This window comes from Kitasatospora sp. NPDC052896, from assembly GCF_044547075.1.
Lineage (GTDB): Bacteria > Actinomycetota > Actinomycetes > Streptomycetales > Streptomycetaceae > Kitasatospora.
The window spans coordinates 688512-702803 of record NZ_JBITZU010000001.1 but is presented as its reverse complement, the minus strand read 5'-3'; the positions used below and the strand labels follow the sequence as shown (position 1 = coordinate 702803).

Here is a 14292-nt window from a genome sequence, read left to right as displayed (position 1 = left end):
CCCGCCCGTCGCTGGAGACCGTACTCTCCGCCTCGCCGCCCGGCAGCGTGTGCAGCAGCTCGGTGGCCGCCCGGTCGTCCCGGAGCAGCAACGAACGGCGTTGCGCGAACTCGGCGTTGGCCCGGTCGTAGTCGTCCGGCCGGCCGATGTCCAGCCAGTAGCCGCCGAACTCGTAGGCGGCCGGCGGCGTCTTCGCGGCCAGCAGGTCGAGCACCAACTCGTCGAAGCCGAGCGGGAGTCCGGGCGAGTACGTGGTCAGCGCGGCGCGCGACACGCCGTAGACGCCCATCGAGACCCGGTAGTCCATGCTGGGCTTCTCGCGGAAGGCGGTGATGCTGCCGTCCTCGGTGGTCAGCACGCCGAAGTCGATCTTCACCTGGCGGGCGTAGGTGGCGATGGTGAGCGGCGCGTCGGAGGCCTCGTGGTGCTTGAGCACACCCGCGAAGTCCAGATCGGTGAGGATGTCACCGTTCATCACCAGGAAGTTCTCCGGCAGTCTGTCGAGCATCGTGAGCAGCGGGCCCATGGTGCCGAGCGGCGTGTCCTCGACCGCGTAGCCGACGCGCAGCCCCCACTGCGAACCGTTGCCGACGTACGCGCGGATGATGTGGCCGAGGTGGCCGATGGCGAGCGTGACCGTCTGGAAGCCGGCGGCGGCCAGCTGACGCATCACGATCTCCAGGATGGCGTGCTGGTCCCCGATCGGCACCAGCGGTTTGGGCAGTGCGGTGGTGTAGGGGCGGAGCCGGACACCTTTGCCCCCGGCGAGGATCACTGCATGCATGGTGGTTCCCCCACGGTAGAGATGCGGATGCGGACGGGATCAGACGTTGTAGATGTCGGTCTTGTAGCGGGCCAGGTTGGCCGGGTCGCGGAAGAACTCGATGGTCTGCTCCAGGCCCTGCTCCAGCGAGAAGGCCGGGGCCCAGCCGGTCGCCGTGCGCAGCCGGGTGGCGTCCGCGACCAGGCGCATCACCTCGGAGTTGGTGGGCCGGATGCGCTGCTCGTCCTCCCGGACGGTGATCTCGACGCCCATCAGCTTGCCGACCAGGGCGACCAGGTCGCCGATCGAGATCTCGCCGCCGGTGCCGGCGTTGAAGGTGCGGCCGACCACGGTCTCGGCCGGCGCGGTGCCGACCGTGTGGAACGCGGCGGCGGTGTCCTTGACGAACATGAAGTCGCGCGTGGGCCGCAGGTCGCCCAGGGTGATCTCCCGCTCGCCGGCGGCGAGTTGGGCGATCACGGTGGGGATCACGGCGCGCATCGACTGGCGCGGCCCGAAGGTGTTGAACGGGCGCAGGGTGACCACCGGGGTGTCGAAGCTGGCGTGGTAGCTGTCCGCCAGCCGGTCCCCGCCCGCCTTCGAAGCGGCGTACGGGGACTGGGTGTTGATCGGGTGGTCCTCGGTGATCGGGACGGTCTGCGCGGTGCCGTAGGTCTCGCTGGTCGAGGTGTGCACCAGCCGGGGGATGTCCAGGTGGCGCACCGCCTCCAGCACGTTCAGCGTGCCGGTGACGTTGGTCTCGATGTACGAGTGCGGTGCCTGGTAGGAGTACGGGATGGCGATCAGCGCGGCCAGGTGGTAGACCGCCTCGACGCCCTTGACCAGCCCGTTCACCGAGCCCGGGTCGCGGACGTCGCCCAGCACGATCTCCACCGAGTCCAGCGTCTCCTGCTCCAGGGTCTCCAGCCAGCCGAAGGAGGAGAAGGAGTTGTACTGGACCATGGCGCGGACCCGGTGACCGTGCGCGACCAGTCGCTCGACCAGGTGGGAGCCGATGAAACCCTCGGCTCCGGTGACTGCGACAGTGCTCATCTGTGTCGGATGCCCAATCTCTGTGGTGAACTGACGGAACGTCAGCGATGCGTGGTGGTGCGACCGAGGACGACCGTGGCCAGCAGGACCAGCAGTACGGCGGCTGCTCCGCAGCCGTACAGCTGGACCCACAACGGATCGGCCCCGGAGAGCAGGGCGGTGGACTCGGCGACGGCCGCGGCCGCGCAGAGCCCGGTGGTGCGCCAGACCAGGCCGAGCGCCTGCAGCAGCAGTGCCGTCCACAGCGTGGCGGCGAGCAGCAGCAGGTCGACGGCCGTCAGCGGTCCGGTCGGAGAGGAGTTCGAGGGGGTGTGTGGCCAGAGCAGGGTGGCGGCCAGGTCGAGCAGGCCGACCACGGCCAGGTAGCCACCCAGGCAGCCGGCCAGCACCAGGCCGGTCCGGCGGCGGAAGTGGCCGGGGCTGAGACTGGTGCGCAGCGCGGCGGTGGCCAGGCTGCGGTACCGGTAGAGCAGCCACTCGGCGAGTCCGAGGCTGAGGGTGAGCGCGACCAGCACCGGGCCGGTGCTGCCCGGGTGGCCGGTGGTGCCCGGCCGCAGGCCGTGCTGGAGGCTCGCGCCCAGCCCCGCGAACAGGGTGAGGGTGCCGACCGAGAGTCCGAACAGGCCGGCGCCCAGGGTCTCGTGCCGTGGCGGACGACTGCCGCCGGCGGTCGGCTCGGTGCGCAGGCAGCGCACCAGCTGCCAGACCGCCAGGCCGACCGCGCAGGCCAGGGTGGCCAGCAGGATCGCGCTCCGGGCGGTACCCGGCAGCCGTACCCCCAGTACCAGCCCGGTCCCGACCACCGACGGGGTGAGCGCGGCCAGCAGCAGCTTCTCCTGGCCCAGCACCAGCAGCACGGTGGCCGCGGCGAGGTAGAGCGACTGCCCGGCGATGAACCAGAGTGCGGCCAGCGGTCCGCCCACCAGGTACCCGGTGGCGGCGGCCAGCAGCGCCCCGGCGGGCGCGCCGAGCGCCAGCGCCCGGCCCGCCGCGCGCCGGTTCGTCCGGCTAAGCCAGCCGTACGAGCGGTGCGCCAGCCCCTGGTTCCAGGCCCAGCTGACCAGGGTGGCGGCCGCCATCGCGGCCAGCCCGGAGGGCAGCCCGAAGCGCAGCCGGTGCGCGGCGAAGAAGCCGGAGGCGAGCAGGTAGCCGAGCCCGGGCAGCGCGAAGACCAGCCCGCGCAGCACGCAGCGCCAGGGGTCGGCCCGCCACGGGTCGGCACCGGTGACGATCACCGGTGCCGGGTAGCGCCGGGCGACCTTGGCGAACAGCTCCTCGGCCAGCGCGAACGAGTCCGGCCGCCCGTAGTTGAGCGCCGCCTGCTCGTCGGTGAGGCCGTCCGACTCCAGGAACGCGGCGATCTCGTACGGGTGCACCGCGTCGGCGCAGACGTCGGCCAGCCGCTCGGCGAGCTCGTCGATCGGGTCGGGGGAGAGCTCGGGGGCGTCCTCGGCCGGGGACGGTGCCCCCGGACGGCGGCGCCGCGGCAGCTCGCGCAGCCGCATGGTCTCCTCCGCCCAGCCCGGCGTGCCCTCGTCCGGGACGAGCCGCAGTGGCCCGCTCACCTGGCCTCCCGTTCCCACCAGCCGTAGTCGTCCGCGGACTGCTCGCCGGACCCGGTCGCGGCGCCCACGCCGGCCGGGACCAGTTCGCCGGTCGGCGGCGACGCCGGGGCGGCCGGTTCCGCCGCGACCACCTGGCCGGGCCGCCAGCGCCGCTCGCCCAGCAGCTCGGTGTAGATCGAGCGGAAGCCGTCGATGGTCTGTCGCAGGGTGAACTGCTCGATCACCCGCAGCCGGGCCTGCTCGCCCATCCGGGCCCGTCGCTCGGGATCGCGCAGCAGCTCCAGCGCGGCCCGGGCCATCGGCTCCGGCTCGCGCGGCGGCACCACCAGACCGGTGTCGCCGACCGCCTCGCGGACCCCGCCGACGTCGGTGGAGACCGTCGCCCGCCCCGAGGACATCGCCTCGATCAGGGTGAACGGGAACCCCTCGCTGATGCTGCTGAGCATGACGATGCTGCCGGCCGCGTAGGCGTCCTTGATCTCCTCGACCCGGCCCTCGAAGACCACCGAGTCACCCAGGCCCAACTCCTGGGCCAGCTGCACGCAGCCGTCCCGGTAGCCCTCGGCGCCGCGCGCGGTGCCGCCGAAGAGTCTCAGTCTGGCCTCCGGCAGCTCGGCTCTGACCAGGGCGAACGCCTGGATCAGGGTCTCCAGGCCCTTGATCGGGTCGACCCGGCCGGCCCAGCTGAGGGTGGGCGTCCGCGGCTCCGGCCCGGCGGCCGGGAAGAGGTCCGGGTCCACGCCGTTGTAGACGGTGCGGATGTTGGCGCTGGGGGTGCCGCCGCGCTCCTCCCAGCGCCGGTTGTACCGGTTGCCGGGGGTGACCAGCGCGGCCTGGGCGTAGCTCTCCTCGGCCAGCATCCGGTAGAAGCCGAGCACCAGCGCCTTGACCGGCCAGCGGTAGGGGCCGGTGCGGTAGCCGAGGTAACGTTCCCTCAGGTAGATGCCGTGCTCGGTGAGCAGGAACGGTACGGCGTGCTGCTGCGAGGCGATCAGGCCCGGCAGCGCCGCGAGGCCGCCGCTCACCGCGTGCGCCACCCCGTCCGTGGGCGGCTGGACGGCCAGCGGGCGCAGCGCGTGCTCCAGCAGGTCGGTGGCGTGCAGCGCGTCGTGCAGGGTCGGCCGGGCGGCGGCGGTCGGCAGGTAGTCGCGGGTCCAGACCTGTTGCAGGGTGCGCAGGGCGGGCTCACTGCGCAGGGCCGGGCTGAGCAGCCCCCGCCGGGCGAAGTCGGCGAAGCCGTACAGCTCGGGGCCGAAGTGCGAGGCGTAGACCGGGTCGAGGAGGGAGTGCAGGAAGCGTTCGTACGCGTCGAGGAAACGGCGCAGGACCTTGCCACGCGGCGGCTTGCGGTCCTCGGCCGGGCCCCAGAGCGGAGCGGTGGTCACGGTGCGGACGTTCGCCGGCAGCTCCCAGGCCAGCTTCTCGCTGCCGGTTCCGGTCACCGCGATGATGTCGAAATCGACGTCGGGCATGCCCTGGACGAGCTGGTCGCACCAGACGCTGACCCCGCCGTGCGCGTGCGGATAGGTCCCCTCGGTGAGCAGGGTGACGTGCATCCTGCCTTCCCCTCCCCCTCTCGGGCGCCCGGTCGGTTCGGGCGCGGCGCGTCGGTGGAGGCCCGGTAGAGCCTCCACCGACGCACTGGTGATGCCTACTGCTGGGTGTCGCTCGGGACGAGCGACTTGCTGCCCTTGGTGCGGGTGGTGTCACTCGGGCCGGCCGGGACGGCCTTGGCCACGCCCGCGGGCACGGTGCCCTTGGGAGCGACCGGGGCGACCTTGGCGGCGGCGGCCTTCACGACGTTCGCGTTGCTGGTGCCCGCCACCGGGGCGGCGGCGGACTGAAGCTGCAGTGTCACCGCGCTCTGGAAGGTGCCGGGGGTCACCCAGCCGGTGAGGCTGCCCGCGTACGGACTGCCGAACGCGCTGTGACCGAGCAGCTGGGTCTGCGTGGTGCCGTTCGGCATCGTGGCCTCGACCTGAACCCCCTTGGGGGCACTGACCGTTACGGTGTTGCCGATCCGGTAGGCGGTGACCTGGCCGGCCGCCACCGCGTTGTCCCAGGCGGTGCGCTTCTGCAGCTCGCCGCCGATGTTCGCCTCGGTCAGGTTCTGCAGTGGCGCGTTGGCGCTGTACAGCCCGTTGTAGGTGTCGAGGATGCTCTGCAGCACCGGGTAGGCGATCCGACCCTCGGCGAAGTTGGACTGGTGGATGAAGTGCGGGCGCGGGTCGTTGTCGAGCGCCTGCCCGAGGTCGATCCGGGTCTCCAGCGGGACGATGTACGAGGTGTAGCCGGTGTTCTCGTCCAGCGCGGCCGGCAGGCAGGTGGAGTTGCCCGAGGTCTCGCAGAGGCCGCTGCCGCCGTCCGCCTTGCTGGTGTAGATCCAGTTGTACTCGTCCGTCTCCTCCTGCGGCGTGGCCACGTTGTAGAAGACGTTCATCGGGTAGCGCGGCACGGTCAGCGTGGAGCTGCCGACGGCCCGCTGGTTGGGCTCGCGGGAGGCGTCGCTGCCGGTCCACTTGACCCCGGCGGCGGCCAACGCGGGCGCCAGGTTGGGGTTGTCGGTGGGCTGCTGCGGCAGGGTGACCAGGCCGGAGTGCTCACCGGTGACCAGCTCGGTCGGGTCGGTCTTCAGACCGGCCTTCTGGGCCCAGGCGGTGTTCTCCTGGATCTCGGTCTGGATGGTCGACTCGTCCACCCAGACGTCGTTGCCGCTGGCGTCGGTCTCGCAGGTCCAGGGCACCACGGTGGTGTTCTGGACGCAGCCGATGAACGGGTGGTCGTAGGTGTGGTTGATGAAGTTGTAGTTGCTCTGGTCCGCCACGAACGCGCTCACCAGCGGGTCGGTGGTGGTGTTGTTGTCGGACTTCCAGTCCTCGCTGCCGCCGCCGTTGAAGAGGAAGGTGAGCTTGAAGTTGTTCTGCTTCTCCCACTGCGTCAGGTACTGCTCGTCGGCCGGCGTCATCCGGATCGGGTTGTTGTCCGTGTTGTCGTCCGGCGGGCAGGTGACGTCGCCCGGCGTGCACTTGAGCGTGCTGTTCCAGCGGTCGTCGGAGAGGAACAGGTCGTCGACGTGGACCTCGAAGTAGTTCTGGTCGTAGCCGAGGTGCACGCCCTGGGTCAGCCAGTCCACGAACCCGCGGGCCAGCAGCCGGTACTGCTGCTGGTACTGGTTGTAGACGAAGGTGACGACCAGTTCCTGCCGGCTGTCGTGGTCGTACTCGCCGACCAGCGAGCCGCGGCTGCTGGTGCCCGGGATCGGCATGTCCACCAGCGGCGTGAACGAGGAGCCGGCCGGCAGGTTGCCCAGCGGGGTCGCCAAGTAGCCGTAGCTCTCGCTGACGTTGGGGTCGATGTTCTCGAACGGGACGTTGCCCTTGAGGTAGTTGAACGGACCGCTCAGGCCGGCGCTGGTGACGCCGCCCTGCATGCCGTCCAACGTACCGATGTAGCCAGGGTTCTGAGCGTAGTTCAGACCAACGTCCGGCTGCGCGTAGGTGTACGCGTCGATCTGTCGGATCCCGAACTGCGCCTCGTAGGAGGCGAGTGCGGACATCTCGGCGGAGCCGGTCCCGAAGGGGTTCTCGTTCGGCAGGACGACACCCTGGAACTTGGCGCGGGGTGTGCCGTTGACGGTGTCGCTGAGGAACGCGGCGTTGATGGTCGGCCGCTTCGGGTCCGACAGCTTCACCACGGTGTAGGGCGTGCCCTCACTCTGCAGCTCCGCGGTGATGGCGGCGGTGGCAGGGCCGCCGTCGTCCACCACGAGGACGGTGAGGTCGATTCGGTTCTGTGTGGCGGCGTGCGCCGTGGCGGTCTGCAGTCCGGCAGCCAGCAGACCGGCAGCCGCGCAGGCGGCAGCCCGTCGGGTCGCTCGACCCATAGTTCGGTGTTCCCCTCCTGAGCAGGGACGGACCGCCCCCGCGTCCACCCCGGATGTGCTTGAACCCCCGTGCCTCACACGGAAAGAACGCGTGGGTCACTGTTGGACCATCCTGGGGCAGGAGCCGCCGCCGACGCGGCCGAATGGGTGAGAGTGCAGCGAATCTGTCATAGACGTTCACCCTGGCGCCATGTTGGGCACCGGCTATGCGTTAAGGAAGACTTAAGGAAGCACAACGTTGCTAGCACATGTCAAGTTTTTCTCATGAAACCCGTCTGGCCAGCCAGAACGCGCCTCCTGGGACGCCTGTGACCAGCGGCCGGCCGAGTGCGCCCGCCGGGCCGGCCGGGCTCCTTCGTACGCTTGTCTGGGTCCCGCACTCCGGATCCCCGCTCTCCTTCAGGAGGAACCATCGTGACCGAGCAGCCGCCCATGGCCGCCGCCGAGCTGGCCGCCCGCAGCCTGGGCCTGGCCGGTGCCGTCAACGCCCGCGACCTCGGCGGGTACCGGACGGCCGACGGTCGGGTGCTGCGCGGCGGGGTGGCCCTGCGCAGCGACGGCCTCAACCGGCTCACCGAGGCGGACCTGGAGCTGCTGCTCGGCCTCGGCCTGCGGCACGTGGTCGACCTGCGCAGCCTGGACGAGGTGCGCGAGGCCGGCCCGGACCGGGTGCCCGGCCTGCCGGTCGCCGACGTCTCGGCCGTGGAGCTCAGCGCCGAGCCGGTGCGCCTGGACTCCCCCGACCCGGACGGCATCACCCTGCACCACCTGCCGATCTTCGCCGCCGACTTCGACATCTACGTCGCGCTGCGCGACGCGCTGGCCGATCGCGATCCGGTCCGGCAGCACCAGCTGCTCGGCGACGGCAAGGCCGCCGCGATCATGACGGGGCTGTACCGCTGGTTCGTCACCGACCCGGTCGCCCGCGAGCGGTTCGCCGCCGTGCTGCGCCTGCTGGCCGCCCCGGACGGCCCGCCGGTGCTCTTCCACTGCACCGCGGGCAAGGACCGCACCGGCTGGACGGCGGCCCTCCTGCTGACCGCGCTCGGCGTGGACCGGGAGGCCGTGATCGAGGACTACCTGCTGACCAACATCCGCTCGGCGGCGATCATCGAGCGGATCGTGGACAGCTTCGGCACCCGTGGCCTGATGAGCGACCCCAGCCTGCTGCTCCCGCTGTTCCGCGCCGACCTGGCGTACCTGGACGCGGCCTTCGCCGAGGTCGAGGCCGGCTGGCCGAGTTTCGACGCGTTCTGGCAGGCCGGCCTGGGGCTGGACGACACCGTGCTCTCCGGCCTGCGCAAGAACCTGCTGGTGGAGGGCTGACGGGTCGGTCAGCCCTCGCTGATCAGGCCCTCGCGGAGCTGGGTGAGGGTCTTGGTGAGCAGCCGGGAGACGTGCATCTGGGAGATCCCGATCTCGTCGCCGATCTGCGACTGCGTCAGGTTGCCGAAGAAGCGCAGCATGATGATCCGGCGCTCCCGCGGCGGCAGCTTGGCCAGCAGCGGCTTGAGCGACTCCCGGTACTCGACGCCCTCCAGGGCGAGGTCCTCGTAGCCGAGCCGCTCGGCCAGCGGGCCCTCGCCGTCCTCCTCCCCGGGGGCGGAGTCCAGCGAGCTCGCGGTGTAGGCGTTGCCCACCGCCAGGCCCTCCACCACGTCCTCCTCACTGACGCCCAGGCAGGCGGCCAGCTCGGCGACGGTCGGTGAGCGGTCCAGCCGCTGGGACAGCTCGTCACCGGCCTTGGTGAGCGCCAGCCGCAGCTCCTGCAGCCGCCTCGGCACCCGGACCGACCAGCTGGTGTCCCGGAAGAAGCGCTTGATCTCGCCGACCACGGTGGGCATCGCGAAGGTCGGGAACTCCACCCCGCGCTCCGGGTCGAACCGGTCGATCGCCTTGATCAGGCCGATCGTGCCGACCTGGACGATGTCCTCCATCGGCTCGTTGCGGCTGCGGAAGCGCGCCGAGGCGTAGCGGACCAGCGGCAGGTTGAGCTCGATCAGGGTGTCCCGGACGTAGGTGTGCTCGGCGCTGCCCGCGGGCAGGGTGGCGAGCCGCCGGAAGAGCGAGCGGGAGAGCGTGCGGGTGTCCAGGCCCGGGCCGAGCGGGGACTGCTGACGGGGGATCGGGCCCGCGGCGGGCTCGGGGACGGCGGGCTCGGGGACGGCGGGCTCGGGGACGGCGGGCTCGGGGATGGCGTGTTCGGAGACAGTGTGCTCGGCGACCGCCGTACTGCCGTGGATCTCCGTGCTGCCCAGCTCTGCGGACATGCACCCACCCCCTTGTGACTGGTCCAACGGGAGCCGCCGCTCGGTGGTTCCCCGGTGCACGCCGACCGCACGCGGCGCCCCCCAACCGCTTGCTTACCGGATCACGGTCCCCGGCAAACCCGAACGTCGCAAGATGTCACTCGGCGGTGACGCCGAGCGACCCGCCGGCTCCCCTCACTCCTCCCAGGAGTTGCCGGTCCGCAGCCGGGTCAGGATCCGCGCGAGCAGCCGCGAGACGTGCATCTGGGACATCCCCAGTTCGTTGCTGATCTGCGACTGCGTCAGGTTGGCGAAGAACCGGAGCATCACGATTCGGCGCTCCCGCTCGGGCAGCTGCACCAGCAGGTGGCGGACCATGTCCCGGTGCTCGACGTCGGTGAGCGCGGAGTCCTCGTAGCCCAGCCGGTCCAGCAGGGCCAGGCCGCCCTCGTGCTCCTGGGCCGCCTCCAGCGAGGCCGCGTTGTAGGCCCGCCCGGCGTCCAGGCAGGCCCGGACGTCCTCCTCCGGGATCCGCAGGTTGGCGGCGATCTCGGGCACCTTGGGGGTCCGTCCGTGGGTCACCGTCAGCTCCTCCATCGCGCCGCTGACCTGTACCCAGAGCTCCTGCAGCCGGCGCGGCACGTGCATGGTGCGGACGTTGTCGCGGAAGTAGCGCTTGATCTCGCCGAGGATGGTCGGCAGCGCGTAGGTCGGGAACTGCACGCCGCGGCTCGGGTCGAACCGGTCGATCGCGTTGATCAGGCCGATCGTGCCGACCTGGACCACGTCCTCCATCGGCTCGTTGCGGCTGCGGAACCGGGTGGCCGCGTAGCGCACCAGCGGGATGTTGACCTCGATCAGGGCGGCCCGGACCTGCTCGCGTTCGGGGGCGTCGGCCGGCAGCTCGGTGAGGCGCTCGAAGAGCACTCGGGTGAGGGTGCGGACGTCGAGTGGCCGGCCGCCCGGGGTGTCGTCGTGGGCCGGGGGCTCCTCGGGGCGCTCGTGCTGCTCGCCGGGGCCACCGGTGCCGGTGTCCGGTGTGCCGTCCTGGATCCGCACGGACCACCCCTCCCTCGGTTCACCACCTCGTCCTGCCCGGCAAAATCGGTCATAGCATCACAAGCCGGGCGCTGTTCGTTCAAGCACCCCATGGAGGCGTGTTGGTGGGCGGGTGAACCGGGCAGGACCGGCCGGCGGGCAGCCGGTCGGGGAGTGCGAACGGCCCCCCGGACCGCCCGGGGCTCGCGGGGAGCCACCGGGAGGCCGGGGGGCCGTTGGGTCGTGCGAATGCGATCGAGGGCCGGAGCGGGGATCAGACCTCGAAGTCGGCGACCACCAGGGTGGCGATCTCCCGCCACCGCGCCGCCGCCGCGACGTGGGCCGGATGGGTGGCGTAGGCCTGCAGCGCGTCCTGGTCGGCGACCAGGCTGTTGATCGCGTAGTCGTACGCGACCTCCCGCGGGCTGATGTTCCAGCCGGTCTGCCACTCCAGCAGCTCGGGGATCTGCTGGTCGAGGCCCTCGAAGCCCTCGGCGGCGGCGAGGGCGCGCTCGTCGTCCTTGGCGATGCCGTCGTTGAGCTTGAACAGGACCAGGTGCCGGATCACGATGCGCTCCTAGCGGGGGTGAGGGTGCGGGACCCGGACACGGTAACCCGGCGGTGCCGGCACTACTTGACCAGCCCGGTCATGAACGCCCCCACCGCCTTGGCCGCGTCGGAGATCCCGACGAAACCCGACTGGACCAGCTCCGCCGCGCGTGCGGGTGAGTGGATGATCGTGTACACCACGAAGATCAGTAGCAGGTACATTCCGATCTTCCTTGCCTGTGCCATCGAACCGCCCTGCTTCCTCCGCCGTCCATGCGTCGCCGCGCGCTCGTACCGAACGGCAGCTTATCCACCGGACGGCCCAACGGCGTGAGCAACGCGTTCACCCGGTGGGACGAAGGTCCCCGGGTGAGGGGCCCTTGTACGGGGTGCCCGGGACGGGAGCGGACGGCAGGATGGTGGTCGTACCGAGGATCTGGCAGGAATCCGTCGGTGCGTGGATCCGGAGTTCCCCGCTGTGGGACCGGGCGTCGTGGCTTCCCCCCTGACACGACGCCAGGTGGTGGGAACTCCGTCGGGGGAGCGGTCTGGCCCCCCGTGGCCGCTCCCCCTATTCGGCTCGCTACCGGGACTGCGCGAAGCGGACCTCGGCCTCCGGCGCCAGGTCCAGCTCCGCCCCGGTCACCGGCTCACCGGTGCTGATCAGGATGTTGTAGTGATTGGGGAAGTGGCAGGCGTCGAAGCCCAGCACGGTGCCGACCGGCCGGCCGGCGATCCAGACGGTGTCCCCGCGGTCGATCACGCCGGCGCGGGAGATCTCGGCGAACCCCAGGAAGCCCACCCGGTTCACCCTCGTCCCCGGCGTCCCGTCCGTCACGTCCGTACTGACCAGCTCGTGCAGCTCGCCGGCCCGCACGCAGCGGCCGGCGTACGGCTCGACCACCATGCCGCGCTCCTCCCGGCGGTGGATCAGCACCTTGACCAGCGCGCCGAGGACGGCGCGCTTGGCGCCGTCCTCGGTGCGGCGGGGATCGGCCAGCAGGGTCATCGGACCTCCAACGCGTCGTGGTCGAGCCGGTAGCTGGCCTCGACCAGGTCGAGGGCGGCGATCCCGCCGTCCTGATGGGCGGCCGGGTCGGCCAGGGCGGTCTCGAAGGCGGCGAGGATGCCCCGGTACTCGTGCCAGAGCGAGGCCTTGAAGCCGTGGTGGCCGGCCAGCAGGTCGGCCCGGTGGACCGTACCGTCGGCCAGCTCGACTTCCACGTCCTTGCACTCGCCGTCGTAGGACCAGTCCAGCTCGACCCGGGCGCGTGCCGCCGGGCCGGCGGCGGTCGGTGTGGTGGCGGTCAGTTCGATCACGGCCTGCCGGTCCAGCCCGGTCGTGTCCCGGTCGATCCGGGCGGCGTCCACGGTGACCTCGCCGAGCAGCAGCCGGACCAGGTCGAAGGCGTTCGGCCCGTTGTCCGCCACGCAGCCACCGCCGCAGCGCGCCGGGTCCAGGTACCAGCGGTCCCGGCCGACGTGCTCCTCGATCCGCTCCAGGTAGCGGACGGTGACCTTGGTGATCGTGCGGCCCAGGCAGCCGGCGGCCAGTCGGATCGCCTCGGCGTTGTAGCGCCGGTGGAACGCGGTGAGCAGCGGCACCCGCCGCTCGGCGGCCAGCGCCGCCAGCGCCCGGGCGTCGGCCGAGCGGGTCGCCAGCGGCTTCTCCACGCAGACCGGCAGGCCGGCCGTCAGCAGGTCGCGGCAGAGCGCGAAGTGGGCGTCGTTGGGCACGGTGACGATCACCCCGGCCAGCTCGGGATGGGCCGCCAGCAGTGCCCGGTGGTCCCGGTGGGCAGGCAGACCGGCCGCCCGGGCGGGGGCCAGCGCGGCCTCCTCCAGGTCGCAGACGGCGGCCGCCCGCAGCCCGGGAGCCTGCTCCAGGGCCGCCAGGTAGAACCGGGAGATGACGCCCAGTCCGATCACCGCGACCGGGCGCGGTGCCCCTGCCGCGGTCATCGCCCGGCCCCCAGCGGCGCGGGTGCGGTCAGGCCGGTCGTGGCGGCCAGCTCGGTCAGCTCGCGGTAGCGGGCCGGGGCCAGCGGCACGCCCTGCCGCCGGTGTCGCTCGGCCAGCTCGCCCTCCAGCAGCCCCGGGTAGCCGACCGGCCGGCCGGGCTCGACCGGCGGGCAGTCCAGCAGACTGCCGAACAGCCCGCCGGCGTCCTTGTCGAACTCCGCCGCCGGCCGCAACGCGCCGGGGGCCACGGCCAGCGCGAGGAAGCCGATGTCGTCGTCCCGGCCGGTCGGGCCGCCGTCGCCGGTCAGCGCCTCGGCGGCCGGGCCGAGCCCGGCGCCGGCCAGCAGCGCGCCGAGCACCTCGACCACCAGCCCGAGCCCGTACCCCTTGTACGCGCCGCCCTCCGGGCTGCCGCCCAGCCAGAGCAGGTGCGCCTCGCCGCGGTCGAAGGCGGCCGGGTCGGTGACCGGCCGCCCGTCCTCGCCGGCCAGCCAGCCGGCCGGGATCCGCTGGCCGGCCCGGGCGGCGGCCCGGATCCGGCCGGTGGGGACCGCCGTGGTGCTCATGTCCAGCACGAACGGGTGGTGCGGTCCGGCCGGCGCGGCCAGGCTGAGCGGGTTGGTGCCGAGCATCGCCACCCGGCCGCCCGGCGGGCGGGCGATCCGCTGCCGGCCGCAGTTGGAGGCGAGCAGCCCGATCCGGCCGCGCCGCGCCGCCCGCAGGGTGTGGAAGCCCGCGCAGCCGAGGTGGGTCGCGCCGCGGACCGAGACCAGGCCGACGCCGTGCCGCCCGGCCCGCTCGACCGCGAGGTCCATCGCCTCCGGCGCGGCCCACAGGCCCAGCGCGCGGTGGGCGTCCAGCAGCACGGCGGCGCCCAGGTCGGCCAGCACCTCGGGCTCGGCGGCCGGGTCGGTCCGGCCCTGGTCGAAGAGCGGGAGGTAGAGCCGGGTGAGGTTGGTCAGGCCGTGCGAGGTCAGGCCGGTGAGGTCGCCGTAGCAGAGCGCCTCGGCGGCGAGCTCGGCCCGGGCGGCCGGCACGCCGCGTTGTTCGAAGACGGCGGCGGTGAAGCGCAGCAGCTCGGCGTGGGCCACCAGCACGGCGGGCGCGGCGCCGGCCGGCCGGGCGGCGGGGACGCGGGCGCCGTCGCCCTCCTCGGCGGCGGACGGCGGGGGCGCGGGGGTCAGCTGCGACATGCGGAGTCCTCGGCGGGGGTCGGGTGGGGCAGCGGGG

The 14292-nt window shown here is 72.4% G+C and carries 12 protein-coding genes and 1 pseudogene; 1 reads left to right on the top strand and 12 read right to left on the bottom strand.

The window, feature by feature from the left end; translation table 11 throughout:
- Positions 1 to 79: 79 nt before the first annotated feature.
- From ACIGXM_RS03270 to ACIGXM_RS03250, 5 genes and pseudogenes are all read right to left on the bottom strand, one after another.
- Positions 80 to 784, bottom strand: a pseudogene (locus ACIGXM_RS03270) (NDP-sugar synthase); the annotation flags it as partial.
- 39 nt (positions 785 to 823) lie between these two features.
- Positions 824 to 1816: an SDR family NAD(P)-dependent oxidoreductase gene (locus tag ACIGXM_RS03265; protein WP_396556267.1), complete on the bottom strand. Its 993-nt coding sequence runs from the start codon at positions 1814 to 1816 to the stop codon at positions 824 to 826.
- A gap of 41 nt (positions 1817 to 1857) precedes the next feature.
- The gene (locus ACIGXM_RS03260) at positions 1858 to 3381 is read right to left on the bottom strand and encodes a hypothetical protein (protein WP_396556266.1); all 1524 of its coding nucleotides are present in this window, start codon (positions 3379 to 3381) and stop codon (positions 1858 to 1860) included.
- Entirely contained in the window at positions 3378 to 4937 is a 1560-nt protein-coding gene (pelF, locus tag ACIGXM_RS03255) for a GT4 family glycosyltransferase PelF (protein WP_396556264.1), read from the bottom strand. The genes ACIGXM_RS03260 and pelF overlap by 4 nt, the downstream gene beginning before the upstream one ends.
- A 95-nt stretch (positions 4938 to 5032) precedes the next feature.
- A complete protein-coding gene (locus ACIGXM_RS03250; RefSeq protein ID WP_396556262.1) occupies positions 5033 to 7264 on the bottom strand; it encodes a hypothetical protein in 2232 nt (743 codons plus the stop codon).
- 414 nt (positions 7265 to 7678) lie between these two features.
- On the opposite strand from ACIGXM_RS03250, the gene ACIGXM_RS03245 reads away from it, so the two are divergent.
- Positions 7679 to 8590, top strand: coding sequence for a tyrosine-protein phosphatase (locus ACIGXM_RS03245; RefSeq protein WP_396556260.1), 912 nt, complete (start codon positions 7679 to 7681; stop codon positions 8588 to 8590).
- 8 nt (positions 8591 to 8598) lie between these two features.
- Here ACIGXM_RS03245 and ACIGXM_RS03240 read toward each other — a convergent pair whose 3' ends face one another.
- The 7 genes from ACIGXM_RS03240 to ACIGXM_RS03210 form a co-directional block, all read right to left on the bottom strand.
- Positions 8599 to 9534, bottom strand: a complete 936-nt coding sequence (locus tag ACIGXM_RS03240; protein ID WP_396556258.1) for an RNA polymerase sigma factor SigF — start codon at positions 9532 to 9534, stop codon at positions 8599 to 8601.
- A gap of 174 nt (positions 9535 to 9708) precedes the next feature.
- A complete protein-coding gene (locus tag ACIGXM_RS03235; RefSeq protein ID WP_396556256.1) occupies positions 9709 to 10572 on the bottom strand; it encodes an RNA polymerase sigma factor SigF in 864 nt (287 codons plus the stop codon).
- A gap of 253 nt (positions 10573 to 10825) precedes the next feature.
- Entirely contained in the window at positions 10826 to 11119 is a 294-nt protein-coding gene (locus ACIGXM_RS03230) for a Dabb family protein (protein ID WP_396556254.1), read from the bottom strand.
- 62 nt (positions 11120 to 11181) lie between these two features.
- Complete coding sequence (locus ACIGXM_RS03225; RefSeq protein ID WP_396556252.1) at positions 11182 to 11322, bottom strand: hypothetical protein; 141 nt, start codon at positions 11320 to 11322, stop codon at positions 11182 to 11184.
- A gap of 361 nt (positions 11323 to 11683) precedes the next feature.
- Positions 11684 to 12109 (bottom strand): DUF6917 domain-containing protein, encoded by a 426-nt coding sequence (locus ACIGXM_RS03220; protein WP_396556250.1) that lies wholly within the window; start codon positions 12107 to 12109, stop codon positions 11684 to 11686.
- Entirely contained in the window at positions 12106 to 13062 is a 957-nt protein-coding gene (locus tag ACIGXM_RS03215) for a Gfo/Idh/MocA family protein (RefSeq protein ID WP_396556248.1), read from the bottom strand. The genes ACIGXM_RS03220 and ACIGXM_RS03215 overlap by 4 nt, the downstream gene beginning before the upstream one ends.
- The gene (locus tag ACIGXM_RS03210) at positions 13059 to 14255 is read right to left on the bottom strand and encodes an Ldh family oxidoreductase (protein ID WP_396556246.1); all 1197 of its coding nucleotides are present in this window, start codon (positions 14253 to 14255) and stop codon (positions 13059 to 13061) included. The genes ACIGXM_RS03215 and ACIGXM_RS03210 overlap by 4 nt, the downstream gene beginning before the upstream one ends.
- Positions 14256 to 14292 lie beyond the last annotated feature (37 nt).

Coding starts and splice junctions, on each gene's coding strand:
- ACIGXM_RS03265 (WP_396556267.1), bottom strand. CDS start 1,816: ATGAGCACTGTCGCAGTCACCGGAGCCGAGGGTTTCATCGGCTCCCAC.
- pelF (WP_396556264.1), bottom strand. CDS start 4,937: ATGCACGTCACCCTGCTCACCGAGGGGACCTATCCGCACGCGCACGGC.
- ACIGXM_RS03250 (WP_396556262.1), bottom strand. CDS start 7,264: ATGGGTCGAGCGACCCGACGGGCTGCCGCCTGCGCGGCTGCCGGTCTG.
- ACIGXM_RS03240 (WP_396556258.1), bottom strand. CDS start 9,534: ATGTCCGCAGAGCTGGGCAGCACGGAGATCCACGGCAGTACGGCGGTC.
- ACIGXM_RS03225 (WP_396556252.1), bottom strand. CDS start 11,322: ATGTACCTGCTACTGATCTTCGTGGTGTACACGATCATCCACTCACCC.
- ACIGXM_RS03220 (WP_396556250.1), bottom strand. CDS start 12,109: ATGACCCTGCTGGCCGATCCCCGCCGCACCGAGGACGGCGCCAAGCGC.
- ACIGXM_RS03215 (WP_396556248.1), bottom strand. CDS start 13,062: ATGACCGCGGCAGGGGCACCGCGCCCGGTCGCGGTGATCGGACTGGGC.
- ACIGXM_RS03210 (WP_396556246.1), bottom strand. CDS start 14,255: ATGTCGCAGCTGACCCCCGCGCCCCCGCCGTCCGCCGCCGAGGAGGGC.